At 56.4% G+C, this 23,290-nt stretch carries 22 protein-coding genes; 7 read left to right on the top strand and 15 right to left on the bottom strand.

The features are described from left to right. Positions 1-194: 194 nt before the first annotated feature. From potA to potD, 4 genes are read left to right on the top strand one after another with little or no spacing between them, the layout of a single operon-like run. The gene (potA, locus tag ACU4F7_RS08450; RefSeq protein WP_481638428.1) at positions 195-1,313 is read left to right on the top strand and encodes a spermidine/putrescine ABC transporter ATP-binding protein PotA; all 1,119 of its coding nucleotides are present in this window, start codon (positions 195-197) and stop codon (positions 1,311-1,313) included. After that, on the top strand, positions 1,297-2,154 hold the full coding sequence (potB, locus tag ACU4F7_RS08445; protein ID WP_029592542.1) for a spermidine/putrescine ABC transporter permease PotB: 858 nt from the start codon (positions 1,297-1,299) through the stop codon (positions 2,152-2,154). Before potA ends, potB begins: the two co-directional genes overlap by 17 nt. After that, complete coding sequence (gene potC / locus ACU4F7_RS08440) at positions 2,151-2,942, top strand: spermidine/putrescine ABC transporter permease PotC (RefSeq protein WP_029592541.1); 792 nt, start codon at positions 2,151-2,153, stop codon at positions 2,940-2,942. Before potB ends, potC begins: the two co-directional genes overlap by 4 nt. Continuing rightward, positions 2,939-3,985, top strand: a complete 1,047-nt coding sequence (potD, locus tag ACU4F7_RS08435; protein ID WP_481638427.1) for a spermidine/putrescine ABC transporter substrate-binding protein PotD — start codon at positions 2,939-2,941, stop codon at positions 3,983-3,985. Before potC ends, potD begins: the two co-directional genes overlap by 4 nt. Before the next feature lie 111 nt (positions 3,986-4,096). Here the strand turns inward: potD and cobB are convergent, their stop codons facing one another. The 5 genes from cobB to lolC are packed head-to-tail and all read right to left on the bottom strand — an operon-like array spanning position 4,097 to position 9,000. Then, a complete protein-coding gene (gene cobB / locus ACU4F7_RS08430; RefSeq protein WP_481638426.1) occupies positions 4,097-4,918 on the bottom strand; it encodes a Sir2 family NAD+-dependent deacetylase in 822 nt (273 codons plus the stop codon). Between the two features lie 14 nt (positions 4,919-4,932). Continuing rightward, the gene (gene nagK / locus ACU4F7_RS08425; protein ID WP_481638425.1) at positions 4,933-5,844 is read right to left on the bottom strand and encodes an N-acetylglucosamine kinase; all 912 of its coding nucleotides are present in this window, start codon (positions 5,842-5,844) and stop codon (positions 4,933-4,935) included. Between the two features lie 15 nt (positions 5,845-5,859). Next, positions 5,860-7,101, bottom strand: coding sequence for a lipoprotein-releasing ABC transporter permease subunit LolE (gene lolE, locus ACU4F7_RS08420; protein WP_029592537.1), 1,242 nt, complete (start codon positions 7,099-7,101; stop codon positions 5,860-5,862). 2 nt (positions 7,102-7,103) lie between these two features. After that, positions 7,104-7,808, bottom strand: coding sequence for a lipoprotein-releasing ABC transporter ATP-binding protein LolD (gene lolD / locus ACU4F7_RS08415; RefSeq protein WP_029592536.1), 705 nt, complete (start codon positions 7,806-7,808; stop codon positions 7,104-7,106). Next, complete coding sequence (lolC, locus tag ACU4F7_RS08410) at positions 7,801-9,000, bottom strand: lipoprotein-releasing ABC transporter permease subunit LolC (RefSeq protein ID WP_029592535.1); 1,200 nt, start codon at positions 8,998-9,000, stop codon at positions 7,801-7,803. The genes lolD and lolC overlap by 8 nt, the downstream gene beginning before the upstream one ends. A 140-nt stretch (positions 9,001-9,140) precedes the next feature. Here lolC and mfd point away from each other — a divergent pair, with 140 nt between their 5' ends. Together mfd and ldtC are read left to right on the top strand one after the other, a co-directional pair. Further along, positions 9,141-12,587 carry a transcription-repair coupling factor gene (mfd, locus tag ACU4F7_RS08405; protein WP_481638424.1) on the top strand — a complete coding sequence of 1,149 codons (3,447 nt, stop codon included), beginning with the start codon at positions 9,141-9,143 and terminating at the stop codon, positions 12,585-12,587. Positions 12,588-12,772: 185 nt separating this feature from the next. Next, positions 12,773-13,708: a L,D-transpeptidase LdtC gene (gene ldtC / locus ACU4F7_RS08400; RefSeq protein ID WP_481638711.1), complete on the top strand. Its 936-nt coding sequence runs from the start codon at positions 12,773-12,775 to the stop codon at positions 13,706-13,708. A 48-nt stretch (positions 13,709-13,756) separates the two neighbouring features. Here the strand turns inward: ldtC and bhsA are convergent, their stop codons facing one another. Next, positions 13,757-14,014 carry a multiple stress resistance protein BhsA gene (gene bhsA, locus ACU4F7_RS08395; RefSeq protein WP_029592532.1) on the bottom strand — a complete coding sequence of 86 codons (258 nt, stop codon included), beginning with the start codon at positions 14,012-14,014 and terminating at the stop codon, positions 13,757-13,759. A gap of 245 nt (positions 14,015-14,259) precedes the next feature. Here bhsA and ACU4F7_RS08390 point away from each other — a divergent pair, with 245 nt between their 5' ends. Next, positions 14,260-14,895, top strand: coding sequence for a TetR/AcrR family transcriptional regulator (locus ACU4F7_RS08390; RefSeq protein WP_029592531.1), 636 nt, complete (start codon positions 14,260-14,262; stop codon positions 14,893-14,895). Positions 14,896-15,461: 566 nt separating this feature from the next. On the opposite strand, the gene ACU4F7_RS08385 is transcribed toward ACU4F7_RS08390, so the two are convergent. From ACU4F7_RS08385 to ptsG, 9 genes are all read right to left on the bottom strand, one after another. After that, positions 15,462-16,001: a glycine zipper 2TM domain-containing protein gene (locus tag ACU4F7_RS08385; RefSeq protein WP_029592530.1), complete on the bottom strand. Its 540-nt coding sequence runs from the start codon at positions 15,999-16,001 to the stop codon at positions 15,462-15,464. A 197-nt stretch (positions 16,002-16,198) separates the two neighbouring features. Next, positions 16,199-17,503, bottom strand: coding sequence for an NAD(P)/FAD-dependent oxidoreductase (locus ACU4F7_RS08380; protein ID WP_024556719.1), 1,305 nt, complete (start codon positions 17,501-17,503; stop codon positions 16,199-16,201). A 222-nt stretch (positions 17,504-17,725) separates the two neighbouring features. Beyond that, positions 17,726-18,268: an alpha/beta hydrolase YcfP gene (ycfP, locus tag ACU4F7_RS08375; protein ID WP_024556718.1), complete on the bottom strand. Its 543-nt coding sequence runs from the start codon at positions 18,266-18,268 to the stop codon at positions 17,726-17,728. A 40-nt stretch (positions 18,269-18,308) separates the two neighbouring features. Further along, on the bottom strand, positions 18,309-19,334 hold the full coding sequence (gene nagZ / locus ACU4F7_RS08370; RefSeq protein ID WP_481638710.1) for a beta-N-acetylhexosaminidase: 1,026 nt from the start codon (positions 19,332-19,334) through the stop codon (positions 18,309-18,311). Positions 19,335-19,347: 13 nt separating this feature from the next. Beyond that, entirely contained in the window at positions 19,348-20,175 is an 828-nt protein-coding gene (gene thiK, locus ACU4F7_RS08365) for a thiamine kinase (RefSeq protein ID WP_481638423.1), read from the bottom strand. Then, positions 20,153-20,770, bottom strand: a complete 618-nt coding sequence (gene lpoB / locus ACU4F7_RS08360; RefSeq protein WP_200863341.1) for a penicillin-binding protein activator LpoB — start codon at positions 20,768-20,770, stop codon at positions 20,153-20,155. The genes thiK and lpoB overlap by 23 nt, the downstream gene beginning before the upstream one ends. A 52-nt stretch (positions 20,771-20,822) precedes the next feature. Further along, a complete protein-coding gene (locus ACU4F7_RS08355) occupies positions 20,823-21,200 on the bottom strand; it encodes a YcfL family putative periplasmic lipoprotein (protein ID WP_481638422.1) in 378 nt (125 codons plus the stop codon). Position 21,201: 1 nt separating this feature from the next. Next, positions 21,202-21,561 (bottom strand): purine nucleoside phosphoramidase, encoded by a 360-nt coding sequence (gene hinT / locus ACU4F7_RS08350; protein ID WP_029592525.1) that lies wholly within the window; start codon positions 21,559-21,561, stop codon positions 21,202-21,204. Between the two features lie 146 nt (positions 21,562-21,707). Then, positions 21,708-23,141: a PTS glucose transporter subunit IIBC gene (gene ptsG, locus ACU4F7_RS08345; RefSeq protein WP_029592524.1), complete on the bottom strand. Its 1,434-nt coding sequence runs from the start codon at positions 23,139-23,141 to the stop codon at positions 21,708-21,710. Positions 23,142-23,290: the final 149 nt, after the last annotated feature.

Here is a 23,290-nt window from a genome sequence, read left to right as displayed (position 1 = left end):
AAAAAGCCATTCTATGCGACGGCGCCCCGCTTTTACGGCAGGCAACCGTCGCAAACCGTCACAACCATTGGCGATTTCAATGGTTTGCCGTAGAATGCCTGCCCTTAATTAAGTGCCAAACCCTAAGGTGGTTCATCACAAACCCCGCATCCGGTCAGCTTCCCGGTGCGTTCTTTACGGGACAGAGTTAAAAATTGAATATACAACCACGCGCGCTTTCCCCGCTGCTGCAACTGGCGGGCATTGAAAAAAGCTTTGATGGTAAGCACGTCATTTCTGATTTCTCCCTCACCATTAATCATGGCGAATTCCTGACACTCCTTGGGCCTTCCGGCTGCGGCAAAACCACCGTGTTACGGCTTATCGCCGGGCTGGAGAATGTCGATGCGGGCGAGATAACCCTCGAAGGCCAGTCCATTACTCAGGTGCCGGCGGAACACCGCCACGTCAATACCGTTTTCCAGAGCTACGCGCTCTTTCCGCATATGACGGTGTTTGAAAACGTCGCTTTCGGCCTGCGCATGCAGAAAACCCCGGCTGGCGAAATCGCGCCGCGCGTTACCGAAGCGCTGAAAATGGTGCAACTGGAAGCGTTCGCCGAACGTAAACCGCACCAGCTTTCCGGCGGCCAGCAGCAGCGCGTGGCGATCGCCCGCGCCGTGGTGAATAAACCTCGCCTGCTGCTGCTTGATGAATCGCTCTCCGCCCTCGACTATAAGCTGCGTAAACAGATGCAGAACGAGCTTAAGGCGCTGCAGCGTAAGCTCGGCATCACCTTCGTGTTCGTAACGCACGATCAGGAAGAGGCGCTGACGATGTCCGATCGCATTGTCGTCATGCGCGACGGACGCATTGAGCAGGACGGCAGCCCGCGCGAGATCTACGAAGAGCCGCGGAACCTGTTTGTGGCGAGCTTTATCGGCGAGATTAATATCTTCGACGCCACCGTACTGGAGCCGCTCGCAGACCACCGCGTGCGGGCGAACGTGGAAGGGCGTGAATGTTTCATCACCGTGCCGTTCGCCGTCGAACAAGGCCAGCGCCTGAAGGTGCTGCTGCGCCCGGAAGATTTGCGCGTTGAGGAGATTAACGGTGCCTGCGACGCGGAAGGGTTGATAGGTTACGTGCGCGAGCGCAACTACAAAGGCATGACGCTGGAATCCGTGCTCGAGCTGGAAAACGGCAAAATGGTGCAGGTGAGCGAATTCTTTAATGAAGACGACCCCGATGTTGACCATTCGCTGAACCAAAAAATGGCGGTGACCTGGGTCGAAAGCTGGGAGGTGGTGCTGGCCGATGAAGAGCTCGCGTAAATTCCAGAATGTGGTGATCGCCACGATCGTCGGCTGGCTGCTGCTGTTTGTTTTTCTGCCCAACCTGATGATCATCGCAACCAGCTTCCTGACCCGCGACGACGCGAATTTCGTCAAGCTGGTCTTTACGCTGGATAACTACGCGCGTCTGCTCGACCCGCTCTACTTCCAGGTGCTGCTGCACTCGCTGAATATGGCGCTGCTGGCGACGATCGCCTGTCTGGCGCTCGGCTACCCCTTCGCCTGGTTTCTGGCGAAGCTGCCGGAAAAAGTGCGCCCGCTGCTGCTGTTTCTGCTGATTGTTCCTTTCTGGACGAACTCGCTTATTCGCATTTACGGGTTGAAGATATTTCTCAGCACCAAAGGCTATCTCAACACCTTTCTGCTCTGGCTCGGCGTGATTGATGAGCCGATACGCATTATGTATACCCCCTCTGCCGTGATTATCGGCCTGGTCTATATTCTGCTGCCGTTTATGGTGATGCCGCTCTACTCGAGCATTGAAAAGCTGGATAAGCCGCTGCTGGAGGCCGCGAGAGACCTCGGCGCCGGCAAGCTGCAAACCTTTATTCGCATCATCATTCCGTTGACCATGCCGGGCATTGTGGCGGGCTGCTTGCTGGTGATGCTCCCGGCGATGGGGCTGTTTTACGTTTCGGACCTGATGGGCGGCGCGAAAAACCTGCTTATCGGCAACGTGATTAAGAGCCAGTTCCTGAATATCCGCGACTGGCCTTTTGGCTCGGCCACCAGCATTACGTTGACTGCGGTCATGGGGCTGATGCTGCTCTTTTACTGGCGCGCCGCGCGCCTGCTTAATAAGAAGGTGGAACTGGAATGATTGGCCGACTGCTCAAGGGCGGTTTTATGGCCGCCATTTATGCTTACCTTTATATCCCGATCATTATTCTGATCGTGAACTCGTTCAACAGCTCGCGCTTCGGCATCAACTGGCAGGGGTTCACCACTCACTGGTATAGCCTGCTGATGAACAACGACAGCCTGCTGCAGGCGGCGCAACACTCGCTCACCATGGCGGTGTTTTCGGCGACGTTCGCCACGCTTATTGGCTCGCTGACCGCCGTGGCGCTCTACCGCTACCGCTTTCGCGGCAAGCCGTTCGTCAGCGGCATGCTGTTTGTGGTGATGATGTCGCCGGATATCGTGATGGCGATTTCGCTGCTGGTGCTCTTTATGCTGCTGGGCTTTTCGCTGGGCTTCTGGTCCCTGCTCTTCTCGCACATCACCTTCTGTCTGCCTTTTGTGGTGGTGACGGTTTACTCGCGCCTGAAAGGGTTCGACGTAAAGATGCTGGAGGCGGCGAAAGATCTGGGCGCGAGCGAAGTGACTATTCTGCGCAAAATTATCCTGCCGCTGGCGATGCCCGCCGTGGCCGCAGGCTGGCTGCTGAGCTTTACCCTGTCGATGGACGACGTGGTGGTCTCCTCGTTCGTCACCGGCCCTGGCTATGAAATTTTACCGCTCAAGATCTATTCCATGGTGAAGGTTGGCGTGTCGCCGGAAGTCAACGCGCTCGCCACCATTTTGCTGGTACTCTCGCTGGCGCTTGTGCTTGCAAGCCAGCTCATCCTTCGTGATAAAACGAAAATTCAGGGGACGTTAAAATGATGAAATGGTCACGCCACCTGCTTGCGGCGGGCGCTTTGGCTCTCGGTATGAGCGCCGCGCACGCTGATGACGGCAAAACGCTTTATTTCTACAACTGGACCGAGTATGTGCCGCCGGGCCTGCTTGAACAGTTCACCAAAGAGACCGGCATTAAGGTTATCTATTCGACCTATGAATCGAATGAAACCATGTACGCCAAGCTGAAAACCTATAAAGAGGGCGCGTACGATCTGGTGGTGCCTTCCACCTATTTTGTCGACAAGATGCGCAAGGAAGGGATGATCCAGAAGATCGACAAAAGCAAGCTCAGCAACTTCCATAACCTCGATCCGGCCATGCTGAACAAGCCGTTCGACCCGGCTAACGATTACTCCATTCCCTATATCTGGGGCGCGACGGCGATCGGCGTCAACAGCGACGCGGTCGATCCGAAAACCGTGACCAGCTGGGCGGATCTCTGGAAGCCTGAGTACAAAGGCAGCCTGCTCTTGACCGACGACGCCCGCGAAGTGTTCCAGATTGCGCTGCGCAAGCTGGGCCTTTCCGGCAACACGACCGACCCGAAAGAGATTGATGCGGCTTATAAAGAGCTGCAAAAGCTGATGCCTAACGTGGCGGCGTTTAACTCCGATAACCCGGCGAACCCATACATGGAAGGCGAAGTCAACGTGGGGATGGTATGGAACGGCTCCGCCTTTGTGGCGCGCCAGGCCGGTACGCCGCTTGACGTTATCTGGCCGAAAGAAGGCGGCATCTTCTGGATGGACAGCCTGGCCATTCCCGCTAATGCGAAAAACGTCGATGGCGCGCTGAAGCTCATCAATTTCCTGCTGCGCCCGGACGTAGCGAAACAGGTAGCGGAAACCATCGGCTACCCGACGCCGAACCTGGAAGCGCGCAAGCTGCTGAATAAAGAGGTGGCGAACGATAAAACGCTCTATCCGGATGACGCGACTATCAAGAACGGCGAATGGCAGAATGACGTCGGCGACGCCAGCGCGATTTACGAATCGTATTACCAGAAGCTGAAGGCGGGTCGCTAAGCCTTAGCGGCGGCAACCGTGGCGGGTGGCGCGTTGCGCACCCGCCCTGCGCTGTTGTCAATGTGGAAGATATCGGGTGGGCGCGCAACGCCCCACCTTATTGCATGCCGTTTAAAGCCCCTTTAGCAGCTTATCCACAAACTCCGGCACCACCTGGCTTGCCAGTCCGTAATGCTTCTCTTCAAACTCGCTGCCGACCTGGCTTGGCTCAAGGTTGAGTTCAACGGTATGCGCGCCCTGCAGCTTCGCTTCGTGAACAAAACCCGCCGCCGGGTAGACGTGGCCGGACGTGCCGATAGCGATAAAGACATCCGCCATCGCCAGCGCTTCATAAATGCGATCCATACCGAGCGGCATTTCGCCAAACCAGACCACGTGCGGGCGCAGCGGCGAGGGGAACTGGCAGCAGTGACACTTATCCTGCGCCGTTACGTCGCCTGTCCACGCCAGCACTTGTCCGCTGCGCGCGCAGCGCACTTTCAGCAGCTCGCCGTGCATGTGCAGCACATTTTCGTTGCCCGCTCTTTCATGCAGGTTGTCGATATTCTGCGTTATCAGCAAAAAGCGGTCGCCCAGCGCCTGCTCAAGCCGCGCCAGCGCCAGGTGCGCGGCGTTGGGCTGGATTTCCGATTGCTGAAGCTGGCGGCGGCGCTCGTTGTAAAAGCGCTGAACCAGCTCCGGGTTACGGGCGAAACCTTCGGGCGTCGCGACATCCTCTACGTGATGCTCTTCCCACAGGCCATCCGCCGCACGGAAGGTTTTAATGCCCGATTCAGCTGAAATCCCCGCGCCTGTCAGCACCACCACTCTTGGTTTTTCCATCACTTCCGGCACCCCTGTGTCTCTGAAAAAAATACGCTGGCGCAACCGCTCGCGCAGCCGACGCTTATTCCTTCGAAACCGGCTGAGCCGGTGTTGACGACGCGATAGCATAACCACTCCGGATGTTAATCGGTCAGATGCAGGAAAGCCGCACCGCGCATGCCGCCGGCATCGCCGTGACGGGCAGCTTCAATGCGCGGCGCTTTCGCCACCGGCAATAAATGCGGCGCCAGCCGCTGCGGCAGTTGCTCCACAAGGTAAGTAAAGTTCGACAGGCCGCCGCCCAGCACCAGCAGATCCGGGTCAATGGCGGTCAGCAGGTTGCCCAGACAGACCGCCAGCAGGTCCACAAATCGCTCTACATGTTCGCGCGCCTGCGCATCGTGCTGTTGCCAGCGGTGGATAATTTCGGGCGCGCTTAATGATTGATGGTAGAAGTGTTGATGCAGCCATGCAAAGCCGCCGCCGGAAAGCAGCGTCTCTATGCAGCCGGTTTTACCGCAGCCGCAGCGTATAAGCGGCGTATCGCGCCCGATGACATCCAGCGCATCGACAGGCAACCGCATATGGCCAAACTCGCCGGTAATAAAGCGGCGTCCGCTTACCACCTTGCCGTTATAAACAATGCCGCCGCCCACGCCGGTGCCGAGGATAAGCCCCATCACCAGCGGGTAGCGGCGGAATTCGTCGTCCCAGGCTTCCGACAGCGCAAAGCAGTTGGCGTCATTCTCCATGCGCACTTCGCGCCCCAACAGCGAAGACAAATCCGCCTTCAGCGGCCTGCCGCTGGCGGCGGGGAGATTGGCGGCGTAGAGGGTGCCGTCATCGGTTACCGGCATGCCGGGAATGCCGATGCCGACGCGCCCGACAACAGCAAAGCGGCTATCGGCCTCTTCCACCAGTTCGCGAAGCGCGGTCAGGAACTGCGCATAGCCGCTATGCGGCGTGGCGACGCGCTTTTCCCACTGTAGCCGCCGGTTCTCGTCATAGACGCCAAGGGCTATTTTGCTGCCGCCTATATCGAAGCCGTAGTACATAGCCGCTCCTGAAAGTTATTGTCCGCTCAGTACGCGCGCCGGGTCGATGCGGCTTGCGCGCCGCGCCGGGTACCAGCTCGCCAGCAGGCTCAGCAAGAGCGCCGTCACCAGCACATAAACCACATCCAGCCAGTGAAGCTCCGATGGCAGGAAGTCGATAAAGTAAATATCGCCGGAGAGGAAATGATGGCCGAGCAACGTTTCAAGAAAACGAATAATGCCCGTGAGCTGCCAGGAGGCGAGCACCCCTACGACCACGCCGCTCACCGAGCCAAGCAGCCCCGCCAGCAGTCCATACCAGACGAAAATAGCGCGGATCAGGCCATCCTTTGCACCTAACGTACGCAGCACCGCAATATCGCTGCTCTTGTCTTTTACCGCCATCACCAGCGTAGAGACAATATTGAAGCAGGCGACGCCTATCACCAGCACCATCGCCAGATACATAATGGCGCGGATCATCTGGATGTCGCGGTACATATAGCCGTAGGTGCCAATCCAGCTTTTGATGTAAACGTAAGCGTTAGTCACTTCCCCTGCATCGCGCACCAGCTTGTTAGCGTTAAACACATCGTTAACTTTAATGGCGATGCCCGTGACACTGTCACCCATCTCCAGATACTGCTGCGCGTCCTGCATCGGGATCATGGCGAAGCTGTGATCAAGCTGGCCGCTCAGTTGCAGAATGCCGGCCACATGCAGGCGGACTCGCTTTGGCTGCAGAAGCTTATGCGCAGCGTCAGCGTTGGGAATCATGATGGAGATCCAGTCGCCCTGCTTCACCTTCAGCGCATCGGCGACGCCTTTGCCGAGGATTATCTGCTGCTCGCCCGCTTTAAAGCTCTGCCAGGCATTGTTCTGCACGAAATTCGGCAGCGCGCTAAGGCGCTTCTCCTGCTGCGGATCCACCCCTTTCACCTGGATGGCGCGCAGATTCACGCCGCTTTCCACCAGGCCGGTAAAGTTGATATAGGGCGCGGCGGCGGCAACGCCTTTTACCTTCTCGACTCGTTGCAGCACGTCGCCCCAGCCGTTCCACGGCTGATTCACCGGCTCAATCTCGCCGTGCGGCACAACCGCCAGAATGCGGTTATTCAGCTCGCGCTCAAAGCCGTTCATGGCGCTCAGGCCGACTATCAGCACCGCCACGCCAAGCGCGATGCCGATAGTGGAGATAATGGAAATCAGCGACACCATGCCGCTACGACGGCGGCCGCGGCTAAAGCGCAGGCCGATTAACAGCGATAAGGGCGACATGCTTAATCCGCCCCCATCAGGGTCAGTTCCGTGTTCAGATGGCCGTCGCGCATCTCAAGACGGCGTGACATGCGCTTCGCCAGCTGAAGGTCATGGGTCACCACCAGAAAAGCGGTGCCCTGCGTTTTATTCAGCTCGCCCAGCAGGGCGAAAATGGCGTCCGCGTTGCGGGCGTCCAGGTTGCCCGTCGGCTCATCTGCGAGCACAAGGCGCGGGTTGTTGACCAGCGCGCGCGCGATAGCCACACGCTGGCGCTCGCCGCCGGAAAGCTCGGAAGGACGATGGCCGGCGCGGTGGTCGAGACCAACGGCTTTTAGCATCTCAAGCGCCCGCGATTCGGTCTCCGCGCCTTTCTTTTTACCGATAAGCAGCGGCATGGCTACGTTTTCCAGCGCGGTAAAGTCGGGCAACAGATGGTGGAACTGGTAGATAAAGCCCAGCTCGCGGTTGCGCAGTTCCGCTTTCGCCGCCGATGAGAGCTTGCTCATCGACTGGCCGTTGAAAATCACATCGCCGGAGGTGGGCGTGTCGAGCCCGCCCAGCAGGTGCAACAGGGTGCTTTTGCCGGAGCCGGAGCTGCCAACAATCGCCATCGTCTCGCCCGCATTGATGCTGAAGCTGACATTGTGCAACACGTCCGTTTGCACTTTGCCTTCCTGGTAGCGTTTGCACAGGTTGTCGCACTGTAACAGCACAGTCTTACTCATAACGTAAAGCCTCAGCGGGTTGGGTGGCGGCCGCGCGCCAGGAGGGGTAAAGCGTGGATAACAGCGCAATCGCCATCGCCAGCAGAGCAATGCCAATCACCTGTAAAGGTTCGATAACGACAGGCAGCGCCGCGCCGTCAAGAAACGCGCCGATAATCGGCATTAAATTATTAAGCTGGCTGGCCAGCAGCGCGCCAAGCACGGCGCCGAGCAGCGCGCCGATAATCCCGGCGCTCGCGCCCTGCACCATAAACACCGCCATTATCTGGCGGCGCGTCAGCCCCTGGGTTTGCAGTATCGCCACTTCGCCCTGCTTTTCCATCACCATCAGGCCAAGCGACGTTATGATGTTAAACGCGGCGACGGCGACGATAAGACTCAGCAGCAGTCCCATCATGTTTTTCTCCATGCGCACCGCCTGGAAAAGCTCGCCCTTACGTTCGCGCCAGTCTTTCCACTCCGTGCCCTGAGGCAGCGCCTGCTGGCTCAGCTCGTCGACTTTCAGCGGTTCATTGAGCCACAAGCGCCAGCCGGTAATGTTGCCCGCCGGGTAGCGCATCAGTCTTGATGCGTCCTGAATGTTCGTCAGCATCTGGTAGCCGTCCACTTCACTGTTGGCGGCGAAGGTGCCGATAACGGTAAAGAGACGCTGGCTGGGCACGCGCCCCATCGGCGTAAACTGACTGGCGGAAGGCACCATCACGCGAATCTGATCGCCGCGGTTAACGCCAAGCTGCCCGGCCAGCTGTTCGCCAAGAATGACGTTATATTTGCCTGGCGCTAAGTCGCTTTGCTTAACGTTGACCAGCCAGGGCGTCAGCGGGTCCTGCTGTTGCGGGTCGATACCCAGCATGACGCCCACCGACACGCTGCGGGCGCTTTGCAGCACCACGTCGCCGGTGGTTAACGGCGCAACGCGATTGACGCCCTGCAGCTTCAGACCGTTCGCCGGAAGTTCGTCAGGCTTGATGGAGCCTTTTTGAGAAGTGATAAGCGCCTGCGGCATCAGCCCCAGGATGTTGTTTTGCAGCTCGCGCTCAAAGCCGTTCATCACGGAAAGCACCGTGACCAGCGCCAGCACGCCAAGCGTAATGCCGATGGTGGACAGCCAGGAGACAAAGCGACCGAAACGGTCCGCTGCACGCCCGCGCATATACCGCAGGCCTATAAATAACGCGACAGGTTGATACATGAAATCCGTCTTGTACGGTTGCTAATGCAAAGTGATCAACGATAATAAAGCCCAGATCCGATTTATGGAACCACTAACCCACTCTGTCGCCGGGTTTTTATCCCGGCCTTACGGCACAACCGGAGCGCGTTTCGTCTTCTATGCCTGAACAATATCGTTATTCTCTGCCCGCCAAAGCGGGCGAACAGCGTCAACTGGGTGAGCTGACCGGGTCAGCCGCCGCCTGCGAAGTGGCGGAAATCGCCGAGCGTCATACCGGGCCGGTCGTGCTTGTGGCGCCGGATATGCAAAGCGCCCTGCGTCTGCACGATGAAATTCAGCAGTTTACCGACAGTCTGGTGATGAATCTCGCCGACTGGGAAACCCTGCCTTACGACAGCTTCTCGCCCCATCAGGACATCATTTCCTCCCGGCTCTCCACGCTTTATCAGCTTCCCGCCATGCAGCGCGGCGTGCTGATTATGCCGGTGAATACGCTAATGCAGCGGGTCTGCCCGCACAGTTTCCTGCACGGCCATGCGCTGGTGATGCGCAAAGGCCAGGCGCTTTCGCGCGATACGCTGCGCAGCCAGCTTGACCAGGCGGGCTACCGCAACGTTGACCAGGTGATGGAACATGGCGAATACGCCACCCGCGGCGCACTGCTTGATCTTTACCCAATGGGCAGCACCCAGCCTTACCGTATCGATTTTTTTGATGACGAAATCGACAGCCTGCGCCTGTTTGACGTCGATACCCAGCGCACGCTGGAAGAGGTGGAAGCGATTAATCTGCTGCCCGCGCATGAATTCCCGACGGATAAAGCGGCCATTGAACTGTTCCGCAGCCAGTGGCGCGACCGCTTTGAAGTAAAACGCGACGCCGAGCATATCTATCAGCAGGTGAGCAAAGGCACCCTGCCGGCAGGGATTGAATACTGGCAACCGCTCTTTTTCAACGAGCCGCTGCCGTCGCTGTTTAGTTATTTCCCGAAAAATACGCTGGTGATTAATACCGGCGAGCTGGAAAGCAGCGCCGACCGCTTCTGGGCCGATACGGTGGCGCGTTTTGAGAACCGCGGCGTCGATCCGATGCGCCCGCTGCTGCCGCCGGAAACGCTATGGCTGAAAACCGACGAGCTGTTTGGCGAGCTGAAACAGTGGCCGCGGGTGCAGTTGAAAAGCGATAAGCTCGCTGACAAAGCCGCGCATACGAATCTCGGCTATCAGGGGCTGCCGGATATTGCAGTCCAGGCGCAGCAGAAAGCCCCGCTCGACAGCCTTCGCCAGTTTCTGGAAAGTTTCGACGGCCCGGTGGTGTTTTCAGTGGAGAGCGAAGGCCGCCGCGAGGCGCTGGGCGAACTGCTCGCCCGCATTAAAGTGGCGCCGAAGCGCATCTACCGGCTTGATGAAGCCGCGAATGCCGGACGTTACCTGATGATTGGCGCGGCGGAACGCGGGTTTATCGACACATTGCGTAACCGCGCGCTGATTTGCGAAGGCGACCTGCTGGGCGAGCGCGTTACCCGTCGGCGCCAGGATAACCGCCGCACCATCAACCCCGATACCCTTATCCGCAACCTGGCGGAACTGCACCCCGGCCAGCCGGTGGTGCATTTCGAACATGGCGTTGGCCGCTATGCGGGCATGACCACCCTTGAAGCGGGCGGCATTAAGGGCGAATACCTGATGCTCACTTACGCCAACGACGCGAAGCTTTACGTACCGGTTTCATCCCTGCACCTGATTAGCCGCTACGCCGGCGGCGCGGAGGAGAACGCGCCGCTGCATAAGCTTGGCGGCGACGCCTGGTCTAAAGCGCGGCAAAAAGCGGCGGAAAAAGTGCGCGACGTGGCGGCGGAGCTGCTCGATATTTATGCCCAGCGCGCGGCGAAGAAAGGTTTTGCGTTTAAGCACGACCGCGAACAGTATCAGCTTTTCTGCGAAGGCTTCCCGTTTGAAACCACCCCAGACCAGGCGCAGGCGATCAACGCCGTGCTGAGCGATATGTGCCAGCCGCTGGCGATGGACCGTCTGGTGTGCGGCGACGTTGGCTTCGGCAAAACCGAAGTGGCGATGCGCGCGGCGTTCCTGGCCGTGGAAAACAACAAACAGGTGGCGGTGCTGGTGCCCACTACCCTGCTCGCCCAGCAGCATTATGATAATTTCCGCGACCGCTTCGCCAACTGGCCGGTGCGCATCGAGATGCTCTCCCGCTTTCGCAGCGCCAAAGAGCAGGCGCAGGTGCTGGAACAGGCCGCCGAAGGCAAAGTCGATATCCTTATCGGCACCCATAAACTGCTGCAAAGCGACGTGAAGATGAAGGACCTCGGCCTGCTGATTGTCGATGAAGAGCACCGCTTCGGCGTTCGTCACAAAGAGCGCATTAAAGCGATGCGTGCGGATGTCGATATCCTGACGCTCACCGCCACGCCGATTCCGCGAACGCTAAATATGGCGATGAGCGGCATGCGCGATCTCTCTATCATCGCCACCCCGCCTGCCCGGCGCCTGGCGGTGAAAACGTTCGTTCGCGAGTATGACAACCTGGTGGTGCGCGAAGCCATCCTGCGTGAGATCCTGCGCGGCGGCCAGGTTTATTATCTCTACAACGATGTGGAAAACATCCAGAAGGCGGCGGAGCGGCTGGCGAACCTGGTGCCGGAAGCGCGCATTGCGGTAGGTCACGGCCAGATGCGCGAGCGCGAGCTTGAGCGGGTGATGAATGATTTCCATCATCAGCGTTTCAACGTGCTGGTCTGCACCACCATTATCGAAACCGGCATCGATATTCCAACGGCGAACACCATTATCATTGAGCGCGCCGACCATTTCGGCCTGGCGCAGCTGCACCAGCTTCGCGGCCGCGTCGGTCGTTCTCATCATCAGGCTTACGCCTGGCTGCTGACGCCGCATCCGAAAGCGATGACCACCGACGCGCAGAAGCGTCTGGAAGCTATCGCCTCGCTGGAAGATCTGGGCGCCGGTTTCGCGCTCGCTACCCATGACCTTGAAATTCGAGGCGCAGGCGAACTGCTTGGCGAAGATCAGAGCGGGCAGATGGAAAGCATTGGCTTCTCGCTTTATATGGAACTGCTGGAAAATGCCGTGGATGCGCTCAAGGCGGGCCGCGAGCCGTCGCTTGAGGATTTAACCAGCCAGCAGACGGAAGTCGAGCTTCGCATGCCCTCGCTGTTGCCGGATGACTTCATTCCGGACGTCAACACTCGCCTCTCGTTCTATAAGCGCATCGCCAGCGCGAAGAAAGAGAGCGAGCTGGAAGAGCTGAAGGTCGAGTTGATTGACCGCTTCGGTCTGCTGCCGGACCCGGCGCGCAATTTGCTGGATATCGCAAGGCTGCGCCAGCAGGCGCAGAAGCTCGGCATCCGTAAGATTGAAGCCAACGACAAAGGCGGCATGCTGGAATTTGCCGAGAAAAACCATGTCGATCCGGGTTGGTTGATTGGCCTGTTGCAAAAGGAACCGCAGCACTACCGGCTTGATGGTCCGACCCGGCTGAAATTCACCCGGGAGCTGGCGGAGCGCAAGATTCGCATGGAATGGGTACAGAAGTTTATGCACCAGCTGGCGGAAAACGCCCTCGCCTGATCGTCAAAACCTTACGCGGCGCGTTTTCTACTGACGCGCCGCGTAACTTTACACTCTTTTGCACTCGCCAGGATTTCCTACGCGCTATACCCGCCATACTTCCGGTTAACAACTTAATAATGCTGGATTTAACGCACAGGATAGCTGCGATGACACACTTTGCCGCTTCGCTTTACCGCTGGATAATGCTTATACCCCTTGCCGCGCTCGCGCTTTACGCAAGCGAAGGCAGCGCCAATACCTATCCTTTACCTGCGCCGGGCAGCCGCCTGGTGGGCGAGACGCTTTACCATACCGTTGCCGATGACGGCGGCTCGCTGGAGGCTATTGCCAAACGCTATAACGTGGGTTTCCTGGCGCTGCTGCAGGCGAACCCGGGCGTCGATCCTTACGTGCCGCGCGCAGGCAGCGTGCTGACCATCCCGCGGCAAATGTTGCTGCCGGATGCGCCGCGTGAAGGCATCGTCATTAATCTTGCCGAGCTGCGGCTTTATTATTATGCGCCTGGTGAAAACCGCGTCACCGTTTATCCGGTAGGAATAGGTCAACTGGGCGGCGATACGCTGACGCCTACCATGGTGACGCGCATCTCTCAAAAACGTGAAAATCCGACCTGGACCCCGACTGCGGCTATTCGCGCCCGTTATCTCGCTCAGGGCATTGAACTGCCGCCCGTCGTCCCTGCCGGGCCGGAAAACCCGATGGGGCATCATGCCATTCGCCTCGCAGCCTATGGCGGGGTATACCTGTTGCATGGCACAAACGCGGATTTCGGCATCGGCATGCGCGTAAGCTCCGGCTGTATCCGCCTGCGGGACGACGACATTAAACACCTCTTCAGCACCGTGCCGGTGGGAACGAAAGTCACCATTATTAACGAACCGGTGAAAGCGTCGGTAGAGCCGGATGGTCGCCGCTGGATTGAGGTGCATCAGCCGCTTTCTAAGCGCATTGATGACGATCCGAAAACGCAGCCCATCGCGCTGAATGACAAACTCAAGGCTTTCGAAGCAGCGGCGCAAACGCACAGTGAATTCGTCAATAAGGCGCTTACGCTGCGCGCTGGCGTCCCTGTCGAGGTGAGCTCGCCGCCAGAAGATGCTGCTATCGACAAGATATAAAAAAAGGCCCTGCCAGAAAGCAGGGCCTTTTTCATTAGAGGGTACAGATTATTTATAAATGACTGCGGTGCCGTGCAGCGTGTTATCACCGGTTACAGAAGTGATACGCCAGGATTTCGCGCCCATGGCTTCTGCTTTCTGCGATAACGCCTGTTCAACCGAACCCAGGTTGCTGCCGCCCATGGCGGAGATTGAACCTGCTTTATGCTGATCGGCCGGAGCAGACTGCACCTGAACCGCGGCGACGCTTGCGAAAGAAAGGGAACTCAGTACGGCGATAGCGAGCAGGCTTTTGATATTTTTCATGGTTGTTGTCCTGAAATAGAGGAATAAGAGGTCGTTAAACTCATTAAGTTAACGATCGATAGGTAAATGTTAGGCGTGATCCTCATCACAGTCAACAATATTTTATAATGATCATTAATTAATAATTAAACGCTATTATTTTCATATAGATAGACAAATAAAATTTAATCCAAACCCCTTATGGCGCCTGAGAAGTTTTATTTTTATAATGGGTATTCAGAAAACAGACAGAGGTAAACGGCACCATGACAACTGATGCATCGGGTTGCGCAAAAAAAAGCCGTGGCCGACCAAAAGTGTTCGACAGGGAAGCGGCGCTGGATAAGGCCATGGCGCTGTTCTGGCAGCATGGTTATGAAGCGACCTCCCTCGCCCACCTTGTGGAAGCGACTGGAGCGAAAGCGCCTACGCTGTATGCAGAATTTACAAATAAAGAGGGGCTATTCAGGGCGGTGCTGGACCGTTACATCTCGCGTTTCGCGGAAAAACAGGAAGCCCTGCTTTTTGACGACAGTAAGCGCGTTGAAGAGGCGCTGGAATCGTATTGCACGGAAGTCGCCGCCTGTTTCACCAGTACGGATACGCCTGCGGGCTGCTTTATCATTACCACCTCCGCCGCACTTGCGGCCTCTTCTGAAGAGATCGCCAGCGCTATCAAAGCCCGGCACGCGCAGCGTGAAGAAACGCTTTTGCGCTTCTTTGAGCAGCGGCAGGCCCGGGGCGAGCTTCCGGCGTCCTGCAATATTTCCATGCTGGTGCGGTTTGTTTCGTGCATGCTGCATGGGATGTCAGTGAGCGCGCGGGAAGGGGCTAAATGCAATGAGTTGAGAGAAATTATTCAAACGCTAATGCGGCTATGGCCGCAACTGGTTCAAGCCTGAACGGAGCGGCGTTCGCGCCGCTCTTTTCCCTTCCCGCCTCCCCCCGCTCATGAGATAGGCTTAACCTATCTCAACAATCGGCCGCGCTTATCAGCCAAAAGTATGAGATTGACTAGAATTTTAAGCACACGTTTGATTGTTCGTAGGCTAATGATTAGCATCGTTCAGACTTTGCTCTGCACGGCATTACACATCGTCATCAAGACGAGGTCAGGGATGGAAGTTGAGTTTTTGCGAGAGTTCCCAAAAGGATAACAAGAGACGCATTTTGGCTATGCACATTCAGAAGGAAAATGAACATGATTTTGCTATTACCATTACTTAAGGTGTTAATAGTAATAACAGTGTTATTTAGCCTTTGGTTGTTATGTGGTGGCTCGATTCTCTTCGCTTTTGTTTCGATATTGATCACAGGCTTTCTGCTGATCAAGGAACATAACACCATTTGACGCCAAGGATTGCTCGCTTACTCGTTACGGGTAAGCGAGCAATATCCCTGCTTTCCTGCTGCAAAAAAGAACCCCTCTGCCTGAGTACAAGAGGGGTTAAACGCAGAGATCTGCTTCTTACGCTTTATTGTTCAGTACCAGTTGCCCGTTACTGTCGAGCGGGATACGCATTCCCGGGTCGTTATCCATACGGACTTTGCCCTGCTGATCGCCTATCTTGTAGGTCACATCGTAGCCGAGCATTTTTTCTGATTTTTCATAAACCGTTTTGCAGCGTTGCTGCGTAGTGGTGTAGGTGTCTCGCTCCTGCATGGCGCCCTGCACCTGATTGCCAGCATAACCACCGCCCAGCGCGCCGACTACCGTGGCAACATCTTTACCGCGCCCGCCGCCAAACTGATGGCCGATGACGCCGCCTGCTACCGCGCCCAGTACTGAACCGGCTATACGGTTCTCATCCTGCACGGGACGACGATGGGTGACGGTGACATTGCGGCATTCCTGGCGCGGCGTTTTAACGGTTTCTTTAATAGGCGTGGCGGACACCACCTGCGCGTATTCCGGCCCGCGATTAAAGACATTCATACTGGCAACCGCCGCGACGCCCAGTGCTGCGGCCATGCCAATCCCTATACCCGCTAACATTGATTTATTCACAGGAATATCCTCCCGGCTTTGTTACTGCTATCTATTTTGCAACCGGATGTGACGAAAGCCACCAGGAAAAAGGCTAAAAACCGCCACTTTATCGGGTACTTTCAAGGGATTGAGAGAAGTCTGAAGGGAAAATTGTGATTAAGGTAAAATTTTTGACACGTCCCCCTTCACCTGAGCGAAGGGGGCGCTTTCGGTTATTAATGCAGCTTGAGGCGAGGTCGAATCACCCGGTTAATACTGCCTACCAGCATCATCAGCCCCGTTCTAAAGTAGCCGTGGAGCGCTATCTGGTGCATACGATAAAGCGAAATATAAACAAAGCGCGCAATACGTCCTTCCACCATCATCGAGCCGCGCATCAGGTTGCCCATCAGGCTGCCTACGGTCGAGTAGTTGGAAAGCGAAACCAGCGAGCCGTGATCTTTATAAACGTAGGCCTTGAGCGGTTTGCCTTTGATCTGCGCCAGAATGTTATCCAGCGCGCAGTCAGCCATCTGGTGGGCAGCCTGAGCGCGCGGCGGTACAAACCCGCCTTCCGGACGCGGGCAAGAAGCGCAGTCGCCAATAGCGAAAATATCCGCATCGCGCGTAGTCTGCAGGGTAGGCTCCACCACCAGCTGATTAATACGGTTTGTTTCCAGGCCGCCAATCTCTTTCATGAAGTCAGGGGCTTTAATACCCGCCGCCCAGACCATCAAATCCGCCTCAATAAACTCGCCGCTTTTGGTATGAAGACCATTCGCTTGCGCGCTGGTCACCATGGTATTGGTCAGCACGCGCACGCCCATTTTCGTCAGCTCGTTATGCGCCGCACCAGAAATACGCGGCGGCAGCGCAGGCAGGATACGTTCGCCCGCTTCCACCAGCGTCACATTCAGCGCTTCGTTGGTCAGACCCTTATAGCCGTAGCTGTGCAGCTGTTTTACCGCATTATGCAGTTCTGCGGAAAGTTCTACGCCCGTCGCGCCGCCGCCCACGATAGCAATGTTAACTTTGCCGCTGGCGCCCAGATTGGCAGAGTGCTTCAGGAACAGGTTGAGCATTTCCTGATGGAAACGGCGCGCCTGATGCGGATTATCAAGGAATATGCAATTCTCTTTTACGCCCGGCGTGTTGAAGTCGTTTGAAGTACTGCCCAGCGCCATCACCAGCGTGTCATACGCCAGCTTGCGCTCTGGTACCAGAAGCTCGCCCTTCTCATCGCGAACTTCAGCAAGCGTAATGGTTTTCTGCTCGCGGTTGATATCCATAACCGAACCCAGCTGGAACTGGAAATGGTGATTGCGCGCGTGCGCCAGATAGCTCAACGCATCGACGCCTTCATCCAGTGAACCAGTAGCCACTTCATGCAGCAGCGGTTTCCACAGGTGGCTGTGGTTGCGATCGACCAGGGTGATTTTGGCTTTTTTACTGCGGCCCAGTTTGTGACCGAGCTGCGTCGCCAGCTCAAGCCCACCAGCACCCCCGCCGACGATCACAATCTTTCTTAATGGCGTAGTCAACATGACCCCCTTAAAACATTAACCAATTGTTAAGTTAAAGTTATTAAAATAACTTTTAATTAACAACAGGTTAGCCGACTGAAACGTTACAACACGTCTGAGAATATCACGAACGGTGCATTGGTCATACCAAAATTGATATGCATCAATTTTTTCTGCCGAAATGATAAACAAAAGGGCCAGCCGAAGCTGACCCTTTCAGTATGGGATGATAATCGCGCGTTAGCCTAAGGTTTTAAACGCCTTGATGCGCTGTAAGTGCGGAGAAATGTTTTTAAACTTGTGGGTTTGCTCTTCGTCCCAGACGATTTCGTAATAGTGGTGTAGCAAATCCGCCGAGCGCTGACTGTCCAGCGCCTCATCCTGACGGGAGAGAATAACCAGGCAGCGGTCGCGGTTTTTCTCCCGAAAGTTCTCTACGCATTTGGTGGCGATATCCACATACTCTTCCGGACGGTCTATCTTGCCTTCCATATTTTCATAAGGAAACAGGTTCGGGTTGAAAATGACCTGCCGCATGTCGCACAGAAAGCCAATCCGCTCGGCCCAGTAGCCGCCAAGCCCTACGCCACAAATGAGCGGGCGGTCGTCGACGTTCAACTGCAGCATTTTATCGACTTCTTTGAGCAGATGCTGCATATCGTGTTTCGGATGACGCGTGCTATAGCTAATCAAACGTACGTCCGAATCGATAAACTGTAGTTGCAGCACTTTTTCATGATTGCCAGGGCTGTTCGAATCAAAACCGTGTAAGTAGATAATCATCGCATCCTCACCACAGTAAGCGTAAGCGGCCAGCGGCGCGTTATTGCCCCGCTTTATGCGCCTGCCAGCGTGCGTTCAGCGCTTCAAGCTGATTGTGTACCGTTTTCCAGCGCGTTGACGACGTCAATTCCTGACGCGTAAATGAACCTTTATGATACAAATTCGTAACACGTTCTGCTTTGATCGGCGACAGGTTATCCAGCACGCTCACTGCGCCTTTACGATTATTACAGACGAGGATCATATCGCAACCCGCGTCCAGCGAGGCTTGCCCACGCTCGGCGTAGCTGCCCATAATCGCCGCGCCTTCCATTGACAAATCGTCAGAGAAAATCACGCCGTCAAAGCCCAGTTCCTGCCGCAAAATCTTTTTCAGCCAGTAAGGCGAACCGCTGGCAGGCCTTGGGTCGATTTCGCTGTAGATAACGTGAGCCGGCATAATCGCGTCAAGTATGTTGTAACTAATTAGCTCACGAAAGATAGTCATGTCATGCTGACGGATGACTTCCGCCGGACGCGTGTCGCGCGGCGTCTCTTTGTGTGAATCCGCCGTCACCGCGCCATGCCCCGGGAAATGCTTGCCTGTGCTCTTCATTCCCGCTTCCCGCATCCCTTCAATAAAGCGGGCGGCAAGGGCACGCGCTTTTTGCGGCTCGGCATGAAACGATCGCTCGCCGATAGCCGCGCTGATATGGCCGATATCCAGTACCGGAGCGAAGCTGATATCAATATCCATCGCTATCATTTCGCACGCCATCAGCCATCCCGCCTCACGCGCCAGAGCGCCGCCCTCCTCCTGCCCAAGCAGCGCGCCGTAAGCTTGCGCAGCAGGAAGCGCGGTAAACCCTTCGCGAAAACGCTGCACGCGGCCGCCTTCCTGATCAACCGCCACAACCAGATGATTGCGTGAAGCGGCGCGAATTTGCCTTACCAGCTCGCGCAATTGCTCCGGATCGTGGTAGTTGCGCGTAAAGAGAATGAGCCCTCCTACCAGCGGATGCCGAAGAATCTCACGCTCCTCGCCATCCAGCTCAAAACCTGCCACATCCAACATTACCGGACCCACATTGACCTCTCTTTCATCCTGATACGCCGCACTGACGCCATGTGTCGTCCGCCAGTGCGATAAATTGTCGATTGTTCGTTTCACGCCAGCGCAGTTCATACCAACCCGCCATCAGCAGACAGACCCAGAGCCGCCAGCGCTTTACCTGACGTTGCAGCGCTGTCACGCTGAGAGCAGCCAGTTGCGCATAGCTGGCAACCAGCGCCTCTCGTTCTTGCTCCTCAAGCCAGACCGAAGCCAGCTCAAGCGCAATATCGCCGTCGCCTGCATATTCCCAGTCGATCAGTTTTATTCCCCCGGACTGATGCACCAGGTTGCCCGGGTGAACATCCATATGCAACGGCGCAAGCCGCAGCGGCCGTGGTTCACCCTGGCGACGCAGCCTTTTTAGCAACCGCAGCCAACCTGCGGTTCTCCTCGCGGGATCGCACGCCTGCCAGTAATGTTCCAGCAAGGGAAGGAGTTGAATGCGCCAGCCGAAACGAGGCTGTTGATGCAGATGATACAGCAGAGAAGCGAGTTGTGGGACTGGCGGCATAACAGGGTTTATCGCGCCAGGCAGATAATCGGCGACCAGCCAGCCATGTGCAAAAAAATGGGGTTGCGGCGCAAGGCTTGTCGGCATCTGGCGCAACGCTCGGTACAGCCGCGAAAACGTTACGCCGTTTTGCTGAGCGTCGGGTCGCGCGCGCGCAATGAATTCGCGTTCGCCAAGCGTAACGCGCCAGGCGCCGCCGCTCAGTCCTTCAAGCTCAGATAAAACACCGGCGGCCGAAGCCGCCGGGAAATGTCGGGAAAGAAGCGACTGCAGCGTCGCTTTACTGGGTTTGCTGTACCGCACCTTTGCCTGACCAGATAATTTCGCCGGTTTGCACCAGCATCAACTGCATTTGCAATGTCGGCGCGCCGACGCTGCCGCTGGCATTGCTGTAAAGCACATACTGAGCGCCGACGTTACGGGCGATGCCAATCGCTTTGCTACGCGAGCCAAGGCTGTCCTGCGGGGAAAGCCCCAGTTGCTGCTTCGCCATCGCCAGCTGTTGGGCGGAAACCAGAGTAAATTTATTGTTGTTGGCCAGCGCCCCGCGCAGCGCTTCGGTTGCCGCTGAAGTCTGCAGCGAGCCGTTGGTGCGGTTGTTAACGCTGTCCACCAGCAGCACGCTACCGGCATTCACACCCTGCGCCTGCAGCATTTTGCCGACCATCGGCTGCATCGCGCCGCTCCAGTCGTAGGTGCGCACTTTCGGCTCTGCCGGTGCGGTTTCCGCCGGATGTTCAATCGGGCCCGGCTGCGTCGGAACGCTCGGGACGGAAGGCACCGTCGGTACCGGCTGCGTTGGCGGCAGCGGTTGAGTCGGCTGCTGGGGCGTCGGCTGGGCCTCTTCCACTGGCGCAGGCTGCTGTTCGCCGCGCATAATACATCCAGAAAGCAGCATGGCTATGATGCCAGGCAGCACATAGCGATAAAATCTGATCAAAGTTCACCCCTTACAAATAGAGATACAGACGCACCTTACGCGCGCCGTAGAACGACGAACTGGCAGTGACGGTCACTTGCCCTTTCGCAGGCACAATAATGGTTTTAGGTACTTCCAGCGGCTGTACCTCCAGTCCCTTTTCGTCATACCAGTAATAACGATAATGAACGGGGACAGCGCTGTCTCTTTCATTGTAAATCGTTGACGAAGCCGTGGGCCGCCCTTCTGGCAAAGAAAAGTCTGGTTTTTCGGCGGTTATACCGGCAGCCAGCATGCTGGATTCCATTACCAGCGCCTGTTTTTCATTGACCGGAATGGCAGGACGCGAACTGCACCCCGTCGCCACGAAGGTTGCTGCAAGCATCCAGGCAAGGCGAGGAAAGCGCATTTTATGCATCCCGGCGCGTAAGCATCGGCCCCAGCGGACGGCCCCCGAGCAGGTGCATATGAATGTGGTAAACCTCCTGCCCGCCATGACGATTACAATTCATGATCAGGCGATAGCCATCCTCGTCAATGCCTTCCTGACGGGCGATTTTCGCCGCCACGGTTACCATGCGCCCGAGCGCCTGCTCGTGCGCTTCCGTTACGTCATTTACAGTAGGAATCAGGATATTAGGGATAATAAGAATGTGGGTAGGAGCTTGCGGTGAAATATCCCTGAAAGCGGTAACCAGCTCATCCTGCCAGACGATATCGGAGGGAATTTCCCGGCGAATAATTTTGCTAAAAATGGTTTCTTCGGCCATGACACTATCCTTCTACATTAACCTGTGAAGGGAGTATGAGCGAGATATTCCTTATCTTTCAACCTCAACGGACGTTTTCTTTTTTAACTGCTGCCCTTTAAAACAAAAAAGGAGGCTTTCGCCTCCTTTTGTCTCCCCGGATTTTGTTAGCTGTTGCGGATGTAATCATCCATTTCGGTTTTCAGGTTATCGGACTTGGTGCCGAAAATAGCCTGAACGCCGGAACCTGCAACAACTACGCCTGCCGCGCCCAGTTTCTTCAGGCCAGCCTGGTCGACTTTCGCTACGTCGGCCACGCTAACACGCAGACGGGTAATACAAGCGTCCAGGTTAGTGATGTTCTCTTTACCACCGAAAGCCGCCACCAGCGCTGGCGCCATTTCGCTGGATGCGCCAGCTTTAGTTTCTTCAGTTGCGTCTTCACGACCCGGGGTTTTCAGGTCAAGCGCTTTGATCAACACGCGGAACACAGTGTAGTAAACCGCTGCATAACCAAGGCCGACAATCGGGAACAGCCACAGCTTGCTGCCGTTGCCGCTCAGTACGATAAAGTCGATCAGACCGTGCGAGAAGCTGGTGCCGTCACGCATACCCAGAAGGATACAGATCGGGAACGCCAGACCGGCCAGCACCGCGTGGATAGCGTACAGAATCGGCGCAACGAACATGAAAGAGAACTCGATCGGCTCGGTAATACCCGTCAGGAACGAGGTCAGCGCAGCGGAGATCATGATGCCGCCCACTTTCGCGCGGTTTTCCGGCTTAGCGGAATGCCAGATAGCGATAGCAGCAGCCGGCAGACCATACATTTTGAACAGGAAGCCGCCGGAGAGTTTGCCCGCCGTCGGGTCGCCCGCCATATAACGCGGAATATCGCCGTGGAATACCTGACCTGCAGCGTTGGTGAATTCGCCAATCTGCATCTGGAAAGGAACGTTCCAGATGTGATGCAGACCAAACGGCACCAGGCAGCGTTCAACGAAACCGTAGATGCCAAATGCGACAACCGGGTTCTGATAAGCAGCCCATTGAGAGAAGGTCTGAATAGCAGAGCCAATCGGCGGCCAAATAAAGGAAAGCAGTACGCCGAAGATAATCGCGGTCAGACCGGAGATAATCGGAACAAAACGCTTGCCGGCGAAGAAGCCCAGATACTCAGGAAGCTTGATACGATAGAAGCGGTTGAACATATAAGCCGCAATCGCACCTGCGATGATGCCGCCAAGAACACCGGTATCCGCGAGGTGTTGCGCCGCAATTTGTTCAGCAGGCAAGTGCAACACCAGCGGCGCGACCACAGCCATGGTTTTAACCATGATGCCATACGCAACCACCGCAGCCAGACCCGATACGCCATCATTATTGGTGAAGCCCAGCGCCACACCGATAGCAAAAATAAGCGGCATGTTGGCGAAAACGGAACCGCCCGCTTCAGCCATCACATGAGAAACCACTGCCGGCAGCCAGCTGAAGTTTGCAGAACCGACGCCCAGCAGGATACCTGCGATAGGCAGTACGGATACCGGCAGCATCAGCGATTTACCTACCTTTTGCAGGTTAGCAAATGCATTCTTAAACATAATTGAGAGTGCTCCTGAGTATTTGTGCTTTTATACGCGATTCACGCATCAGCCTGTGGGGAGAAACAGGCCATAAACAGGGCATCTGAGTGCCCTTTTATTTATTACACAGAGTAAAATAAATCCCTCTGTGGTTGTTTGACGGTTAT

The organism is Franconibacter pulveris (assembly GCF_056780215.1).
This window is presented reverse-complemented; position numbering and strand designations above follow the sequence as displayed.

Bases quoted from the DNA above. Each gene is read 5' to 3' on its own strand.
- potB (WP_029592542.1), top strand. From the start codon at position 1,297: ATGAAGAGCTCGCGTAAATTCCAGAATGTGGTGATCGCCACGATCGTC.
- potC (WP_029592541.1), top strand. From the start codon at position 2,151: ATGATTGGCCGACTGCTCAAGGGCGGTTTTATGGCCGCCATTTATGCT.
- potD (WP_481638427.1), top strand. From the start codon at position 2,939: ATGATGAAATGGTCACGCCACCTGCTTGCGGCGGGCGCTTTGGCTCTC.
- cobB (WP_481638426.1), bottom strand. From the start codon at position 4,918: ATGCTATCGCGTCGTCAACACCGGCTCAGCCGGTTTCGAAGGAATAAG.
- nagK (WP_481638425.1), bottom strand. From the start codon at position 5,844: ATGTACTACGGCTTCGATATAGGCGGCAGCAAAATAGCCCTTGGCGTC.
- lolE (WP_029592537.1), bottom strand. From the start codon at position 7,101: ATGTCGCCCTTATCGCTGTTAATCGGCCTGCGCTTTAGCCGCGGCCGC.
- lolD (WP_029592536.1), bottom strand. From the start codon at position 7,808: ATGAGTAAGACTGTGCTGTTACAGTGCGACAACCTGTGCAAACGCTAC.
- lolC (WP_029592535.1), bottom strand. From the start codon at position 9,000: ATGTATCAACCTGTCGCGTTATTTATAGGCCTGCGGTATATGCGCGGG.
- mfd (WP_481638424.1), top strand. From the start codon at position 9,141: ATGCCTGAACAATATCGTTATTCTCTGCCCGCCAAAGCGGGCGAACAG.
- ldtC (WP_481638711.1), top strand. From the start codon at position 12,773: ATGCTTATACCCCTTGCCGCGCTCGCGCTTTACGCAAGCGAAGGCAGC.
- bhsA (WP_029592532.1), bottom strand. From the start codon at position 14,014: ATGAAAAATATCAAAAGCCTGCTCGCTATCGCCGTACTGAGTTCCCTT.
- ACU4F7_RS08390 (WP_029592531.1), top strand. From the start codon at position 14,260: ATGACAACTGATGCATCGGGTTGCGCAAAAAAAAGCCGTGGCCGACCA.
- ycfP (WP_024556718.1), bottom strand. From the start codon at position 18,268: ATGATTATCTACTTACACGGTTTTGATTCGAACAGCCCTGGCAATCAT.
- lpoB (WP_200863341.1), bottom strand. From the start codon at position 20,770: ATGCTGCTTTCTGGATGTATTATGCGCGGCGAACAGCAGCCTGCGCCA.
- ACU4F7_RS08355 (WP_481638422.1), bottom strand. From the start codon at position 21,200: ATGCGCTTTCCTCGCCTTGCCTGGATGCTTGCAGCAACCTTCGTGGCG.
- hinT (WP_029592525.1), bottom strand. From the start codon at position 21,561: ATGGCCGAAGAAACCATTTTTAGCAAAATTATTCGCCGGGAAATTCCC.
- ptsG (WP_029592524.1), bottom strand. From the start codon at position 23,141: ATGTTTAAGAATGCATTTGCTAACCTGCAAAAGGTAGGTAAATCGCTG.